Consider the following 16,254-nt stretch of genomic DNA (forward strand, 5'->3'; position numbering starts at 1 on the left):
AAATATGCGCAAAATTATTGTAGGATCGAGAAAAAGTAAATTGGCATTAACGCAAACAAATTGGTTTATCGATCAATTAAAAGCACTTGGATTGCCATATGAATTTGAAGTGAAAGAAATTGTAACGAAAGGTGACGTTATTTTAGACGTGACACTTTCGAAAGTAGGCGGAAAAGGCTTGTTCGTAAAAGAGATTGAACATGCGCTATTAACAAAGGAAATTGATATGGCTGTTCATAGCATGAAGGATATGCCGGCAGTACTTCCTGAAGGGTTAACAATTGGATGTATTCCAAAACGTGTTGATCCGCGTGATGCGTTTATTTCTAAAAATGGAGAATCGTTTGAGGAGTTACCAGAAGGAGCGGTGATTGGTACAAGCAGTTTACGCCGTAGTGCACAGTTGTTAGCTACACGTCCCGATTTACAAGTGAAATGGATCCGCGGAAATATTGATACGAGACTCCGTAAGTTAAAAGAAGAAGATTACGATGCAATCATTTTAGCGGCTGCAGGACTAAAACGAATGGGCTGGGCCGGTGATGTGATTACAGGGTATTTAGCAGAAGAAGTGTGTGTACCAGCTGTCGGTCAAGGTGCGCTGTCTATTGAATGCCGCGAGGATGACGCGGATTTATTACAATTATTAAGTCATTTAAATGATCATGTAACAGCGAGAACTGTAGAAGCAGAACGTGTATTTCTTCATAAATTAGAAGGCGGTTGCCAAGTTCCGATTGCTGGATATGCAACGCTCAAAGAAGATGACCAAATTGAATTAACAGCTCTTGTTGGGTCGAAAGATGGCACAGTTTTATTAAAAGAAGTTGTTGTTGGTGAAGATGCAGGAGAAGTTGGAGAACGAGCGGCAGACTTGTTAATCGAGCAAGGAGCGAAAGAATTGATTGCCGCTGCGAATCAGGAGCAAAACTAGCGATATGACTTCTCTTTGCGGAAAAACAGTGCTAATTACAAGGGCCCAGCAACAAGCGAAGCAAATGAGTGCAGCAGTGCAAAAACAGGGCGGAATTCCAGTGGAAATTCCGCTTTTACATATAACAGCAGCCCCGCATAATCAATTTCAACAAGTACGTGAGGAACTGGATACGTATAATTGGATTATTTTCACAAGTAAAAATGGTGTGAATTTCTTTTTAGATGGTTTACAGCAGCCCTTGCCAAAGACGATGAAAATTGCCGCAGTCGGCGTGAAGACAAAGCAAGAATTAGAATATCGCGGCTACAATGTTCATTTTGTACCAACTGCATTTGTGGCAGAAGTATTTGCGAAGGAATTTGTGAACCATATTGAAAGTGGGATACGTATATTATTGCCAAAAGGAAATCTTGCGAGAGATGTCATACGAGAGGCGCTAAGAAATCATGGGGCGATTGTCCGTGAACTCGTTGTATATGAAACGGCAGTCCATTTGCAAATGCGTGAACAACTTATTGATGCACTGCAATCAAGAGAAATTGATGTGATTACGTTTACAAGCCCGTCTACTGTCCAAAGTTTCCTTACATTGCTTGAAGGTGAAAACTGGAGAGAATGGGTAAAAGGATGTACAATTGCTTGTATAGGTCCTATTACAGAACGAGAAGCACGTCAATATTTTCAAACCCTACTTGTTCCAAAAGAATACACAATTGAATCTATGTTACAATGTATTTCAGAATATATAATAAAGTGAAACTTTAAGAATTGGAGATGGAAAAGTTATGAATCCTTTACAATTTAATCGTCATCGTCGTTTACGACAAAGTGCAAATATGCGTGCTCTTGTGCGTGAAACACATTTACATACAGAAGATTTCATTTATCCGATTTTTGTTTTAGAAGGAGAAAATAAGCGTAATGAAGTTCCTTCTATGCCAGGTGTATATCAAATTTCTTTAGACCATCTGCAAGCAGAAATGCAAGAAGTTGTTGATTTAGGTATTCGTTCCGTTATCGTATTTGGTTTACCTGCTGAAAAAGATGAAGTAGGCTCTTCTGCGTATTGTGAGCACGGTATTGTGCAGCGAGCAATTTCGCAAATTAAAGAGAGTTTTCCAAAATTAGTTGTAATCGCAGATACATGTTTATGTCAGTATACGAGTCATGGTCATTGCGGTGTAATTGAAGATGGAATTATTTTAAATGATGAATCATTAGAGGTTCTTGCAAAAACAGCAGTAAGTCAAGCAAAAGCAGGTGCGGATATTATTGCGCCATCTAATATGATGGATGGATTTGTAGCGTATATTCGTCATGCGTTAGATGAAAATGGCTTTATGCATGTCCCAGTTATGTCATATGCAGTGAAATATGCGTCGGCTTTTTACGGACCGTTCCGTGATGCTGCGCATGGTGCACCTCAATTTGGTGATCGTAAAACATATCAAATGGATCCAGCAAATCGTCAAGAAGCATTCCGCGAAGCTGAGTCAGATGTGATGGAAGGAGCGGACTTCTTAATTGTGAAGCCAGCACTTTCTTATTTAGATATTATTCGTGATGTGAAAAATAACTTCAATCTTCCGGTTGTTGCGTATAATGTGAGTGGTGAATACTCAATGATTAAAGCGGCAGCACAAAATGGCTGGATTAATGAAAAAGATATTGTTCTTGAAAAATTATTAAGCATGAAGCGTGCAGGAGCAGATTTAATACTTACATATCATGCGAAAGATGCAGCGAGATGGTTACAAGAAGGGAGCGCACGATAATGAAAAGTTTTGAGAAATCGATTGAAGCGTTTGAAACAGCAAAGGATTTAATGCCAGGCGGTGTAAATAGCCCAGTGCGTGCTTTTAAATCTGTCGGTATGAATCCATTATTTATGGAGCGCGGAAAAGGCTCTAAAGTTTATGATATTGATGGAAATGAATACATTGATTATGTATTGTCATGGGGTCCGCTTATTCATGGTCATTCCAACGACCAAGTTGTGGAAGCGTTAAAAGCGGTAGTTGAAAAAGGAACAAGCTTCGGAGCGCCGACAGAAATTGAAAATAAATTAGCACAGCTTGTTATCGACCGCGTTCCGTCCATTGAAATTGTACGCATGGTGAACTCTGGAACAGAGGCGACAATGAGTGCACTTCGCTTAGCACGTGGTTATACAGGCCGTAATAAAATTTTAAAATTTGAGGGCTGCTATCACGGACATGGTGATTCTCTTTTAATTAAAGCTGGTTCTGGTGTTGCTACGCTTGGGTTACCAGATAGCCCTGGCGTACCAGAAGGCGTTGCGAAAAATACGATTACGGTTGCGTATAACGATTTAGAAAGCGTGAAATATGCATTTGAACAGTTCGGTGATGATATTGCATGTATCATTGTAGAACCAGTAGCTGGAAATATGGGTGTTGTACCACCGCTTCCAGAATTTTTACAAGGTCTTCGTGATGTGACAACAGAATACGGGGCACTTCTTATTTTTGATGAAGTAATGACGGGCTTCCGCGTAGCTTATAATTGCGGACAAGGATATTTTGGGGTAACACCTGATTTAACATGTTTAGGGAAAGTAATTGGTGGCGGACTTCCAGTCGGAGCATATGGTGGTAAAGCTGAAATTATGAAGCAAGTAGCACCAAGTGGCCCAATTTATCAAGCTGGTACATTATCTGGTAATCCATTAGCAATGACAGCAGGATATGAGACTCTTGTCCAGTTAACACCAGAAAGCTACAAAGAATTTGAACGTAAAGCGGAGATGCTTGAAAAAGGCTTACATGAAGTAGCTGTAAAATATGGTATTCCGCATTGTATTAATCGTGCTGGTTCTATGGTCGGTATTTTCTTTACAGATGAAAAAGTTATCAATTATGAAACAGCAAAAACGTCCAATTTAGAATATTTTGCAGCGTATTACCGTGAAATGGTAGAACAAGGTGTATTCTTACCACCTTCTCAATTTGAAGGCTTGTTCTTATCAACGGCGCATAGTGATGCTGATATTGAAGCAACGATTGCTGCTGCAGAGATTGCGATGTCTAAATTAAAAGGGTAAAAAAGCCTTTTCTTTAGGGGGGCGAGAGGGCCTGACCGTGCGTAGAAGCGGTCAGGTCCTTTTTTTGCTACGTCCGGTGTGGGTTACGTTTTATTTTGGGTGGCAGTGGTTTGTATGCTGAACAAACAAAATTTGTATATAAATAGCAGTTGAAATTCTAGCTTATCCCCTTTTCTTTAGGGGAGGCGAGAGGACCTGGCCGTACATAGACGCGGTCAGGTTCTTTTTTGTCCACAGCAATTTTTTTATTCATAAAGTCTCTGTTCCTCACATAAACCTGTAATGACATAGAGTTTGAGAGGGGGAACACGAAGTGGCAGCAGAGCAACAAACTGCATTGCGGTTTTCTTTAAAAGAATCTGTATGGTTTCAAAAAGGACAGGAAGTCAATGAACTACTTTCGATTTCATTAGATCCTGATGTTGCTATAGAAGAACGTGAATATGAAATTGTTGTATACGGGCAACTTGATTTAACAGGGGAATATATCCCGAAGGAAGAAACGGAGACGTTCTCATTACGAGAGTTATCTCCGGTACGTACGATAGATTATGTGGAGACGCGCGATGATGGGATAAATGAATTGGTGCATTCGTTTCCGCTGGAAATTTCGATTCCACGTGGCCGCGTGAAGCGAGTCGAAGATTTGTATGTGGATATTGAAGAGTTTGATTATGAATTATTAGAAAATGGTTGTTTGCAGCTTTTGGCGGATGTTTCAATTCATGGATTGTGTGACGAAGAACGTGAAGTAGAAGAACTAGTTGATGAAGAGCGTGAAGTCGAAGAAACAGTAAAAGAAGAGGTACTAGATGAAGAAGTGGTAGAGACTGACGAATGGGAAGATTATGCTTTTGAGCCATTTCAGTTAGAAGCTCGTCAAGAACCAGAGCCCGAACTAGATGAGGAAGAAGAAAACGAAGAAGAGGAACAAAGGCAAGAAGAACAAGTACGTGAAGAAGTTGTCACGCCGCAGCTGGTCTTCGGACATAAAGAAGCGAAGAAACAAATTATTGATGAGGAAGAGCAAGAAGAAGTTTTATATTCACAGCGGGACGAAAACGCACTATATTTAACAAAATTATTTTCAAAACAGCCGGAAGATGAATTTACAAAGCTGAGACTATATTTTGTGCAAGAAGGTGACACGATTGAATCTGTTGCTGAGCGTTATGATACTTCCGTACAACATTTACATCGTGTAAATCAAAACGATGATTTGTATTTAACAGCAGGACAAATTATATATATACCAGTGCCAAAGGTGAAAGTAAAGTGAGTGAAGAGAAATCTTCCTCACCTCTTTTCTGTTTCACGCTCCTGTAGAAAGGGTCGTTGTTCATATGGACATGGAATTACGAGAGCGTTATGCTTCTGTTTTACAGCTATATCAATTAGCTCCTGAGCATATTGAGGAATATGGGAATGTAATAAAAATTTATACGAGCCAAGGTCCATATGCGTTAAAAAAATTGCCACCACAAAAATTAGAACGAAGTAATCTTATGTATTATGTTCAATTTTTACGAGAAAAAGGATTTACAAATTTTGCCCCTATTTATCATGCGAGAGATGGAACGCACATTTTAAGTGATGGTGAGCATAGTTATTATTTAATGCCTTGGTTAGGAAACGCAGAGAGTCAAGGAGAAGAGAACGATCAGTATCATAAAATGTTTCAAACACTTGCTATGATGCATAAAAAAACGGTGCGAGAAGAAGACGTGACAGAAGAGGCGATTCAAGGACATTTTGATACGATTTCAAATCGCTGGGAACAAGATGGCACGTTATTAGAGGAGTTCTTAGTTGAATCGGAAGCGAAATGGTATATGTCTCCGTTTGAATTGCAATATTGTACGTACTTTCATCAAGTGATGCGTGCTCATGAATTTGCGAAGAAACAATTTACAGAATGGCATGAAGCGATGAAAGACAAAGAAAAAACACGTATTTCATTTATTCACGGTAATGTTTCCATGAATCACTTTTTGTTCGATTATCAGCGAAATGGTTATTTTATTAGTTTAGAAGATGCAGGGTTTGCTACCCCAGTTCAAGATATTGTTCAATTTTATTCGCGCTCCTTTAACACGTATCCAATTGTAAGAAATGATCGGTATGAATGGTACCAAATATATCAAAAGAATTTTGCGTTTACGAAAGAGGAAAAGCTGCTTATGCTTGCATATTTAGCGTATCCAAAACCATTTATTAAACAAGTGAATGCCTATGCAAATGCTCGAAATACTCGAAATACTCGTAATAAAACAAAGGAGTTACATGATGTAAAAATGCTCCAGCAAGCACATTGGCTTATAAGTAATATTGAATATTTCGTGGCACAGCTTCAAGCTGCTGAGCATCAATCACAGTAAAAAATAGCCGTAGCCTAAATAAAGAGGTTACGGCTTATAATGTAAGCGAATCGTTGCTGCAATAAAAATGGCAAGAATAACAAAATCTAAAAACGTAGGAAGTAGCAAAGTACGAATGCCTTGGAAAATTGTAAGTGGAATTGCAAAATCAGAAAATATCGTTTGTAAATTTCTTAACCATGAGGGGGATGAAAAGTTGTACGTGCGTCGATAGCGTCGCATAATTGTCCTCCGTATTACAACCTTCTCTAGAATGGAATTATAAGAGAAGTGAAAATATGATATTACAATATGCAGGATAGGCATCTAATGTGCTTGTGCTGCACTTTTTTCATTTTATTTGCATATGTTATAAAAAACTTGGTTAAGCTGATTGAAAATAAAATGTAATGATGATAGATGTAAGTCGAAAAATATTTTTATCTTGACGAATGTAGTTTCGTTTTTTACACTATTGTATATAATAAATAACAATTATATAAATGCATTGAAGGGGAAGAGTATAACATTAAACGTCTGCAGAGAGGAGAATTATTAGCTGTGAGATTCTCTAGATAGTCATGTTAGAAGGTAGCCCTGGAGCATCTTTTCTGAACGGAGTCATTCTCATTAGGAAAAGACGGGTCTGTCCGTTATCAAATCAAGAGTATAAGCAAATTTTGAATTTGTTTGTAAATAAAGGTGGTACCACGATGTCCCTCGTCCTTTTTGGATGAGGGACATTTTTTAATTTTAAGGAGGGAAAAATATGTCAAACACGGAAAAGAATTTACCAACAAAATACGATCATATATCCGTAGAAGAAGGCCGTTATAAATGGTGGCTTGAAGGCAAATATTTCGAAGCAAAAGGAGACGCAGAGAAACAACCATACACGATTGTAATTCCGCCTCCGAACGTAACTGGTAAGCTGCACTTAGGTCATGCTTGGGATACGACGCTTCAAGATATTTTAACGCGTACAAAGCGTATGCAAGGCTATGATGTATTATGGCTTCCTGGTATGGACCATGCAGGTATTGCAACGCAAGCGAAAGTAGAAGGGAAACTTCGTGAAGAAGGTATTTCTCGTTATGACCTTGGTCGTGAAAAATTCCTTGAAAAAGCGTGGGAATGGAAAGAAGAATACGCGAATCACATTCGTCAGCAATGGGGGAAAGTTGGTTTAGGACTAGATTACTCTCGTGAGCGCTTTACATTAGATGAAGGTTTATCTGATGCAGTTAATAAAGTATTCGTTCAATTATATGAAAAAGGTTTAATTTATCGCGGAGAATACATTATTAACTGGGATCCAGCAGCGCGCACTGCCCTTTCTGATATTGAAGTAATTCATAAAGATGTTCAAGGGGCATTCTACCATATGAACTATCCATTAACAGACGGTTCTGGTCACATTCGCCTTGCAACGACTCGCCCGGAAACAATGCTTGGTGATACAGCAGTAGCAGTTCATCCAGAAGATGATCGTTACAAACATTTAATCGGAAAAACAGTTACACTTCCAATCGTTGGCCGTGAAATTCCAATTATCGCAGACGACTATGTAGATCCAGAGTTTGGAACAGGGGTTGTAAAAATTACACCAGCTCATGATCCGAACGACTTTGAAGTAGGTAACCGCCACGACTTACCACGCGTTCTAGTAATGAACGAAAATGGAACAATGAATGAAAAAGCTGGTAAGTATAACGGTATGGATCGCTTTGAATGCCGTAAGCAATTAGTAAAAGACTTGCAAGAAGCAGGTGTATTAGTAGAAATCGAACCGCATATGCATTCTGTTGGTCATAGTGAGCGCAGCGGAGCAGTTGTTGAGCCATATTTATCAACGCAATGGTTCGTAAAAATGGCACCACTTGCAGAAAAGGCAATTGAACTTCAACAAAAAGAAGAAGAAAAAGTAACGTTCGTACCTGATCGTTTCGAGAACACATATTTACGCTGGATGGAAAATATTCATGACTGGTGTATTTCTCGTCAATTATGGTGGGGACATCGCATCCCGGCTTGGTATCATAAAGAAACTGGTGAAGTATACGTAGGTGAAGAAGCGCCAGCGGATATTGAAAACTGGAACCAAGATAATGACGTACTTGATACATGGTTTAGTTCAGCATTATGGCCATTCTCTACACTAGGCTGGCCAAACGAAGATGCAGCGGACTTCAAGCGTTATTATTCAACAGACGCTCTTGTAACTGGTTATGACATCATCTTCTTCTGGGTATCTCGTATGATTTTCCAAGGTTTAGAGTTTACAGGAGAGCGTCCATTTAAAGACGTATTAATTCACGGCCTTGTTCGCGATGAGCAAGGACGTAAAATGAGTAAATCTCTTGGTAATGGTATCGACCCAATGGAAGTTATTGAGAAGTACGGTGCAGACGCAATGCGCTTCTTCTTATCAACAGGAAGTGCGCCTGGTCAAGATTTACGTTTTAGCATGGAGAAAGTAGAATCTACTTGGAACTTCATCAATAAAATTTGGAACGCATCTCGTTTCGTATTAATGAACATGGATGACATGAAATATGAAGATATCGACTTAACTGGTGAAAAATCAGTTGCAGATAAATGGATTTTAACTCGTTTAAACGAAACGATTGAAAGTGTAACACGTAACATGGATAAATATGAACTAGGTGAAGTTGGCCGTGCATTATATAACTTCATTTGGGATGATTTCTGTGACTGGTACATTGAGATGGCGAAAATTCCATTATACGGAGAAGATGAAGCAGCGAAGAAAACAACTCGTTCTGTTTTAGCATACGTACTAGATCAAACAATGCGCCTGTTACACCCATTCATGCCATTTGTAACAGAGAAAATTTGGCAACATTTACCTCATGAAGGTGAATCTATCACAGTAGCGGCTTGGCCAACAGTTCGCGAAGATTTACAAGATAAAGAAGCAGCAGCAGAAATGCATCTTCTAGTTGATATTATCCGCTCTGTTCGTAACATTCGTGCGGAAGTAAATACGCCAATGAGCAAAAAAGTTCAACTACAAATTAAAGCAAAAGACGAAGCAGTACTAGCGCAGCTTACGAAAAATAGCTCTTACATTGAGCGATTCTGTAATCCAAGTGAATTAACAATTCAAACGGATCTACAAGCGCCAGAAAAAGCGATGACGGCAATTGTATCAGGTGCAGAGCTATTCTTACCACTAGCTGATCTGATCAACCTTGATGAAGAAAGAGCACGTCTTGAAAAAGAACTTGAAAAGTTCGATAAAGAAGTAGAACGTGTACAGAAAAAGCTTGCAAACCAAGGCTTTGTAGCAAAAGCTCCAGCAGCAGTTATTGACGGAGAACGCGCGAAAGAGCAAGATTATTTAGAAAAACGCGAAGCAGTTCGCCAGCGTTTAGCTGATCTTCAAAAATAAAGTTGTTCGAAAGAGGCTCGCCGTATTGGTGGGTCTCTTTTGTTTGCGTATAATAGAGCTGAGACAAGATCTTTTTTGCTGATTGGAAAGGGGAACGGTACACGTGATACATACATATGAAGAAGCAATCGGCTGGATTCATAGCCGTTTAAAATTCGGTATAAAACCAGGGTTAGAACGTATGAAATGGATGCTAGGGGAACTCGGAAATCCCGAGCGTCACATAAAATGTGTTCATCTAGCAGGAACAAATGGAAAAGGTTCAACTCTTACATATATGCGTTATATGTTACAGGCGGCAGAGTATAAAGTAGGAACGTTTACTTCACCTTATATTGAAACGTTTAATGAACGGATTAGTATTGATGGTGCACCAATTACAGATCAAGAAATTACCGATCTCGTAAATAGAGTTAAACCTATTGTGGAGAAGTTAGATAAAACAGATTTAGGCGAAACGACAGAATTTGAAATCATTACCGTTATGGCTCTTTATTATTTTGGAAAGACAAATCCGTGTGATGTCGTGTTATTTGAAACAGGTCTTGGAGGGCGCTTTGATTCAACAAATGTCATTCATCCTGTACTGACAATTATTACAAATATCGGCCGTGATCACATGCATATTTTAGGAGATACGCTAGAAGCAATTGCATTTGAAAAGGCGGGAATTATAAAATCAGGTGTTCCTGTTATAACTGGGGTACAGCAAAACGGAGCGTTAGAAGTCATCCGTACGACTGCTAACGAAAAACGTTCTAACTTATATGAACTAGGAAATCAAATTCAAGTAGAACATCTTTCTTCAGAGAAAGAAGGGGAAAGGTTTACATTCTCGTCTCCATTCCGTACGTATGAAGATCTTTTCATTTCCATGAAAGGTCAGCATCAAGTGCAAAATGCTGCGCTGGCACTTATGGCAATGTCATACTTAAACGTATATCAAGCATTTTTAATTGATGAAGAGCATGTTCGAAAAGGATTAGCGGAAGCATATTGGATTGGACGTTTTGAACAACTTTCTACTCACCCCCATGTCATTATTGATGGGGCACACAATCCAGAAGGTATACATAGCCTTGTAGAAACTGTTCGTGCACATTACAGTGAAAAACGAATTATTATTTTATTTACAGCACTTGGGGACAAGCAACTGGATGAAATGGTTGAACAATTAGAAACAATTGCGGATGAAATGATTTTTACAACGTTTAAGTTTGATCGTGCTATCTCTGCTGAAGCTCTTGCTGCTCATTCAAAGCGAGAATCGAAACATATTTTTGAAAATTGGCAGGAAGCGATTAGTAGGGCAATGGATTCTTTACAAGAAGATGATATTTTCCTATTAACAGGTTCTCTTTATTTTATATCAGAAGCTCGTAAATATGTGGTTCAAAAAACTAGACAGAAATAAGCTGTCTAGTTTTTTTGTTCTACAAATAAAGACGTAAGCATACATATAAGATAACAATATAGGATAATTTGGCGAACCGCTTTGACAAGTATCTCGTTTTTTTTTGAAACGAGTATGATACGATGCTGGCAATGATAAGAAGTAAGGAGTGGGGGTATGGACAAACAGTCGCGACCAATTTCAGTTAAAGTGAATGGAACGGAAGCAAATTATATAGAGAAGAAAGAAGAGGAAACAAAAAAAGAAGAATTTGATTGGGTGCTCCCAGAGAATACGGTGACAAATAATGTTGTGTCGTTTCAAAAACATGCAGCATCAATACGTAAAGGAAAAAAAGGATGGAGTAATAAGTTTATTCTCACGGTATCTACAGCGATTGTAATTGGGACAGGGTTTGGAATGGGAATGTTGCACTTACTAACAGGGAAAGAAACTGTTCATGAAACGACAGCCCCAGCAGCAACTGTTACAGAGAAAAATGAAACAAAAAAAGCGACAAATGAGAAAACAGCACCAACTGCTTTAGCACCGCTGACGATTTATTTTGTACAGGGCGGAGTCTTTTCTTCGAAAGAAAAGGGACAGGCATCATTAAAGGAGTTACAAGAAAATGGAGTACCTGGCGCAGTTATGCAGTCAGGTGATAAACATTTACTCGTTCTTGGAATGGCGCATGATGAACAATCTGTTATGCAGCTAATTACGCAATATAAACAAAAAGATATATCAGTTGTGAAAAAGAAATGGGAGATTACAGATCAAGCACTTTTAAAGCAGAATCAAGAATATGGGGCGTTTTTGGAAAAGTTACAATCATTATATGGAAAGTTATTGAACCAAGCAGCTGTGATGCAATCTGGGAACAAAATAAGTAAAACAGATATAGAACAGATTGAAAATGAATGGAAAGTAATAAAAAAGGAAGAGGCAGCACTAAAGCAGGATGACCTAAAAAAGTTGTTTACATATGCATCAGTAGCTGTGCAAACAATACAAGAGGGAAAACAGGATATGGAAACGATGATGAAATTACAGCAAGTGTTAGTAGATAGCCTTCTTTCTTATGAAAAAATAGTTTCACAAAAAAACAAAAACGTATAATAATTATATAAATGCAAATGCCCTCTTTCTTTTTCGGCGGAGCATCTGGCCGTGCAGAGAAGCGGTCAGAGCCTTTTTTTGCTACATGCAAGGTTTAAAACAAAAGGAAAAAGCAAGTAGCGATCACATGGTGTATTTGACATAGTAGTGATTTATATGTCGAAAAATTAAAATGAATAAATGATAGATGAGATTTACTTCACTATCAACATGTGGGTGCTTTTTTCGATTTGTTATTCGTACTGAAGAAAGGGAAAGTAAGGTTTTCCTTTCTTTTGTATTTTTTTAAAGGAAAAATGATATTTTTAAAATTTGAGGAGAATCTATACATTTAGTATGGTTATGCTGTATCTTCCTGCTAATTTTAATAATGAAAGGAGAACGTATGAAAAAACTTATATTAGCGTCTGGTTCACCAAGACGTAAAGAATTACTTGAGCTTGTGGATATACCATTTGAGGTTGTAGTTAGCGATGTAGAAGAAACGATTGGAGCATATTCATCACCGCATGATATCGTAATGTCACTTGCGTTGCAAAAAGCATCTGCTGTAGCAAAGGATTACGAAGATTGCGTTGTACTTGGTGCTGACACAATTGTTACTTTTGAGTCGCGTATTCTAGGAAAACCAGAGGACGAAAGAGAAGCGAAAGAAATGCTGAAGTTCTTATCAGGAAAAACTCATGAGGTGTTTACAGGAGTTGCTCTTATTTCAAAAGAGAAAACAGTGACATTCTATGAGCGTGCAGAAGTAACGTTTTGGGAATTAACCGAAGAAGAAATTCATGCATATGTGCAAACGAAAGAACCGCTTGATAAAGCAGGTAGTTATGGAATACAGGGAAAAGGTGCAATTTTTGTTCAGCATATACAAGGTGATTATTATGCGATTGTTGGCTTGCCGATTGCACGCGTTGTGCGCGAGTTGAAACAATTTAATATGTAAAGGAGGCTCGAATATGAGCTGCATTCGTGATGTTGTGAAAGAAGATCAACCACGGGAACGTTTATTGCTAGAAGGAGCAAGCAGCTTATCGAATACAGAACTTCTCGCTATATTACTTCGAACAGGTTCAAAAGAGGAGTCGGTCTTAACATTAGCAAATCGAATTTTGCATTACTTTGACGGATTACGAATGTTAAAAGATGCAACAATTGAAGAGATGACAAGTATTCATGGCGTTGGGGTGGCAAAAGCATCCCAACTTATTGCTGCTTTTGAACTTGGACGAAGAATGGTGCGTTTAGAGTATCAAAATCGATACAGCATTCGTAATCCAGAAGATTGCGCACGTTACATGATGGAAGAGATGCGCTTTTTACAACAGGAACATTTTGTATGCTTATATTTAAATACGAAAAATCAAGTGATACATCGCCAGACGGTGTTTATTGGAAGTTTGAATGCCTCGATTGTGCATCCGCGCGAGATCTTCAAGGAAGCTTTTCGCCGCGCTGCTGCTTCTATTATCTGCCTTCATAATCATCCTTCCGGCGTGCGCCTGCAAGGTGTGTAATTTTAGCGGTTACTTAGTAACCTAGAACTCCTTACAACGTTCTATGGTCAGCATCTTACCTTAAGGGGAAACCCATAGAGGGAACAGAGCATGATGTGAAAAGGAGAAAATACGACAAAGCTATCTAACGTCGAGTCAGTTCTTCAGACCAAGTGATGTATGGTAAAAGCTACACTGCTTGAATCCTAGACGAATGAGCGATGGGTGCGCCGTTGTCTACGATAGTTAACAGGCAATGAGGACAAAATGGGGGATGTATTTTCACTATGTCTGCTGGGTATCGCCAGAGCCCTGTCCATAGTAAGGTTTGTCCTTCAATCCTCCACTAGAGGAAACCGTCGAAAGGGATGCCTAACCATCACGTAACTAAAATTATGTCATAATGCAGGGATTACCTAAGTGCGAGCGCCAGTTGGCTATTAGACATAGGTCTATGAAAATTGCATACGGTAACGGAGTCCTCGTAGTACCCAACGTTTGCTTGTAATGAGTTTAGCAGGGGGAAGGGGGACAGGTTGATGTTAACGTCAATGAGAAAGGAGTCATGAATATGGCAACAAATCCATTTCATCAGTTGGACGTTATAAGGAAAGCTTCTCAAAATGGTAAAACAATAACGGATTGTTACCGTCTCATGTATAAAAGAGAACTATGGATTAAAGCATACGCAAAGCTATATCCGAATGCTGGGAATTTAACAAAAGGAACGTCTGAAGAAACAATCGATGGTTTTAGCTTACAAAAGATTGATGAAATCATTGGCCAACTCAAGAATGGGATGTTTCGTTTTGCACCTGTAAGAAGAGTTTATATTCCAAAAGCAAATGGTAAAAAGAGACCTTTAGGAGTTCCTAACTTTAAAGATAAGTTGGTACAGGAAGTAATGAGAATGATTTTAGAAAATGTTTATGAACCAACATTCTCAGATAACTCTCACGGATTTAGAGAAGGGAGAAGCTGTCACACAGCATTATCTCAAATCAAGAATACGTGGAAAGGGTTAACGTGGTGCATTGAAGGAGATATTAAAGGTTTTTTTGACCATATTGACCATACTGTACTAGTAAAGCTTATCTCAAAGAAAATAAATGACCGACGTTTCCTTCTCCTTGTTCATAATGCAATTACTTGTGGTGTAATGGAAAATTGGATTTACCATAAGACATACAGCGGTACACCACAAGGCGGTATTATTTCTCCCTTATTAGCTAACATTTATCTTCATGAGTTTGATTTGTTCATGGAAAAACAAATGAAGAATTTTGAAAAAGGAAATATTAGGGCGAGAAATAAAGAATACGTTGCGATTCGTTCGGATATCAGAACCCTTTCACGAAAGGTTAAGAAACTTGATGAAAGAAACGGACATGAATTGTGGGCAGGGCGAGTAGACCTTGTAAACAACATTCAAGAACTTAAATCGAAGCAAATAAAAATTTCATCAATAGACCCTATGGACAAGGATTATCAAAGAATGAAATATGTTCGTTACGCTGATGACTTCGTAATTGGGATAGCTGGTACTAAACAAAGTGCATGGAATGTTAGGGAAAGGATTAAACATTTTCTTAAAGAGGAACTCCGTCTTGACCTTAGTGAAGAAAAAACGCTCATAACACATCTTGAAAATTCGATATCTTTCTTAGGTTACGAATTTCGCAGGTGGAGTGAAGTAAAGGTCAAAAGGATTGCGTATAAGAATCAAAAACACCCATTGAAGAAAAGAACACTCTCAGGTGCAATAAAGTTAGAGATCCCAGAGAAGAAAATCAATGAATTTGCAGTCAAAAACGGATATGGAAACCTAGATAACTTCAAAATTGTACATCGGACAAAATTAATAAACAATTCGGAATTAGAAATTTTGCACACGTATAACGCTGAACTACGAGGAATTGCAAACTACTACAAGCTAGCAAATAATTACCATCATTTAGATAGGTTGTTTTATTTAGCAGAGAGTAGTTTTATTAAAGCCATAGCTAATAAACGTAGAAGCACCTCGATGAAAGTGGCTACAAGCATGAGAACACACAAACAAGGAGTACTTTGCCTAGCAAGAAAAGATAAACATGGCAATGAAAAACTTCATCAGTTTGTGAAATTAAAAGACCTGCCTAAACATAAAGGTGCGATTAAAGCTGATACACCAGAAATAGACTCATACGTGAATACAATGAAATATTCTGGGCGAACAGAATTTGAAAAGCGTTTGTTAGCTAATAAATGTGAAGCGTGCGGTGCAACAGAAGGTCAGATGGAAGTTCATCACGTTCGAAAATTAAAGGACTTGAAAAAGAAACGAAATTTAAAGTATTTGGATAAGGTTATGATTGAACGACAAAGGAAAACAATCGTCCTATGCTTTAAATGCCATCATGACCATCATGAGAAGCAAATTCCGATTAGTCAACTGGCGAGCCGTATACAGTGAAAGCTGTACGTACGG

At 38.5% G+C, this 16,254-nt stretch carries 12 protein-coding genes, 1 pseudogene and 1 other annotated feature; of the genes and pseudogenes, 12 read left to right on the forward strand and 1 reads right to left on the reverse strand.

All coding sequences use genetic code 11. From position 1 onward, the window contains the following. Positions 1-4: 4 nt before the first annotated feature. The 6 genes from hemC (at position 5) to ysxE (ending at position 6,379) form a co-directional block, all read left to right on the forward strand. Positions 5-934 (forward strand): hydroxymethylbilane synthase, encoded by a 930-nt coding sequence (gene hemC, locus BM211_RS09750; protein ID WP_035431568.1) that lies wholly within the window; start codon positions 5-7, stop codon positions 932-934. Positions 935-938: 4 nt separating this feature from the next. Then, on the forward strand, positions 939-1,694 hold the full coding sequence (locus tag BM211_RS09755; protein WP_035431566.1) for a uroporphyrinogen-III synthase: 756 nt from the start codon (positions 939-941) through the stop codon (positions 1,692-1,694). A gap of 28 nt (positions 1,695-1,722) precedes the next feature. After that, positions 1,723-2,712, forward strand: coding sequence for a porphobilinogen synthase (gene hemB, locus BM211_RS09760; protein ID WP_090996694.1), 990 nt, complete (start codon positions 1,723-1,725; stop codon positions 2,710-2,712). Beyond that, a complete protein-coding gene (gene hemL / locus BM211_RS09765) occupies positions 2,712-4,001 on the forward strand; it encodes a glutamate-1-semialdehyde 2,1-aminomutase (protein WP_035431562.1) in 1,290 nt (429 codons plus the stop codon). Before hemB ends, hemL begins: the two co-directional genes overlap by 1 nt. A gap of 313 nt (positions 4,002-4,314) precedes the next feature. After that, positions 4,315-5,280 carry a stage VI sporulation protein D gene (gene spoVID / locus BM211_RS09770; RefSeq protein ID WP_035431560.1) on the forward strand — a complete coding sequence of 322 codons (966 nt, stop codon included), beginning with the start codon at positions 4,315-4,317 and terminating at the stop codon, positions 5,278-5,280. 64 nt (positions 5,281-5,344) lie between these two features. Then, entirely contained in the window at positions 5,345-6,379 is a 1,035-nt protein-coding gene (ysxE, locus tag BM211_RS09775) for a spore coat protein YsxE (protein ID WP_090996697.1), read from the forward strand. A gap of 27 nt (positions 6,380-6,406) precedes the next feature. Here ysxE and BM211_RS09780 read toward each other — a convergent pair whose 3' ends face one another. Further along, complete coding sequence (locus BM211_RS09780) at positions 6,407-6,601, reverse strand: hypothetical protein (protein WP_035431555.1); 195 nt, start codon at positions 6,599-6,601, stop codon at positions 6,407-6,409. A gap of 256 nt (positions 6,602-6,857) precedes the next feature. Beyond that, positions 6,858-7,089 (forward strand) — a binding site (T-box leader). A 38-nt stretch (positions 7,090-7,127) separates the two neighbouring features. Here BM211_RS09780 and BM211_RS09785 point away from each other — a divergent pair. The 6 genes and pseudogenes from BM211_RS09785 to BM211_RS09810 all read left to right on the forward strand — a co-directional run bounded on the left by BM211_RS09785 (position 7,128) and on the right by BM211_RS09810 (position 16,239). Beyond that, complete coding sequence (locus tag BM211_RS09785) at positions 7,128-9,773, forward strand: valine--tRNA ligase (RefSeq protein WP_035431553.1); 2,646 nt, start codon at positions 7,128-7,130, stop codon at positions 9,771-9,773. 103 nt (positions 9,774-9,876) lie between these two features. Then, positions 9,877-11,187 carry a bifunctional folylpolyglutamate synthase/dihydrofolate synthase gene (locus BM211_RS09790; RefSeq protein ID WP_035431551.1) on the forward strand — a complete coding sequence of 437 codons (1,311 nt, stop codon included), beginning with the start codon at positions 9,877-9,879 and terminating at the stop codon, positions 11,185-11,187. 156 nt (positions 11,188-11,343) lie between these two features. Continuing rightward, on the forward strand, positions 11,344-12,288 hold the full coding sequence (locus tag BM211_RS09795; protein ID WP_035431548.1) for a hypothetical protein: 945 nt from the start codon (positions 11,344-11,346) through the stop codon (positions 12,286-12,288). A gap of 385 nt (positions 12,289-12,673) precedes the next feature. Next, on the forward strand, positions 12,674-13,234 hold the full coding sequence (locus BM211_RS09800; RefSeq protein WP_035431545.1) for a Maf family protein: 561 nt from the start codon (positions 12,674-12,676) through the stop codon (positions 13,232-13,234). Between the two features lie 13 nt (positions 13,235-13,247). Continuing rightward, a pseudogene (gene radC / locus BM211_RS09805) lies at positions 13,248-13,784 on the forward strand (DNA repair protein RadC); the annotation flags it as partial. 571 nt (positions 13,785-14,355) lie between these two features. Beyond that, a complete protein-coding gene (locus tag BM211_RS09810; RefSeq protein ID WP_090996700.1) occupies positions 14,356-16,239 on the forward strand; it encodes a reverse transcriptase/maturase family protein in 1,884 nt (627 codons plus the stop codon). Positions 16,240-16,254 lie beyond the last annotated feature (15 nt).

This window comes from Bacillus sp. 491mf (assembly GCF_900112415.1).
Classification (GTDB): Bacteria; Bacillota; Bacilli; order Bacillales; family Bacillaceae_G; genus Bacillus_A.

Excerpts from the sequence above, each read along its gene's own strand:
- hemC (WP_035431568.1), top strand. The coding sequence starts at position 5 with ATGCGCAAAATTATTGTAGGATCGAGAAAAAGTAAATTGGCATTAACG.
- BM211_RS09800 (WP_035431545.1), top strand. The coding sequence starts at position 12,674 with ATGAAAAAACTTATATTAGCGTCTGGTTCACCAAGACGTAAAGAATTA.
- BM211_RS09780 (WP_035431555.1), bottom strand. The coding sequence starts at position 6,601 with ATGCGACGCTATCGACGCACGTACAACTTTTCATCCCCCTCATGGTTA.
- hemB (WP_090996694.1), top strand. The coding sequence starts at position 1,723 with ATGAATCCTTTACAATTTAATCGTCATCGTCGTTTACGACAAAGTGCA.
- hemL (WP_035431562.1), top strand. The coding sequence starts at position 2,712 with ATGAAAAGTTTTGAGAAATCGATTGAAGCGTTTGAAACAGCAAAGGAT.
- ysxE (WP_090996697.1), top strand. The coding sequence starts at position 5,345 with ATGGACATGGAATTACGAGAGCGTTATGCTTCTGTTTTACAGCTATAT.
- BM211_RS09795 (WP_035431548.1), top strand. The coding sequence starts at position 11,344 with ATGGACAAACAGTCGCGACCAATTTCAGTTAAAGTGAATGGAACGGAA.
- BM211_RS09755 (WP_035431566.1), top strand. The coding sequence starts at position 939 with ATGACTTCTCTTTGCGGAAAAACAGTGCTAATTACAAGGGCCCAGCAA.
- BM211_RS09810 (WP_090996700.1), top strand. The coding sequence starts at position 14,356 with ATGGCAACAAATCCATTTCATCAGTTGGACGTTATAAGGAAAGCTTCT.
- BM211_RS09785 (WP_035431553.1), top strand. The coding sequence starts at position 7,128 with ATGTCAAACACGGAAAAGAATTTACCAACAAAATACGATCATATATCC.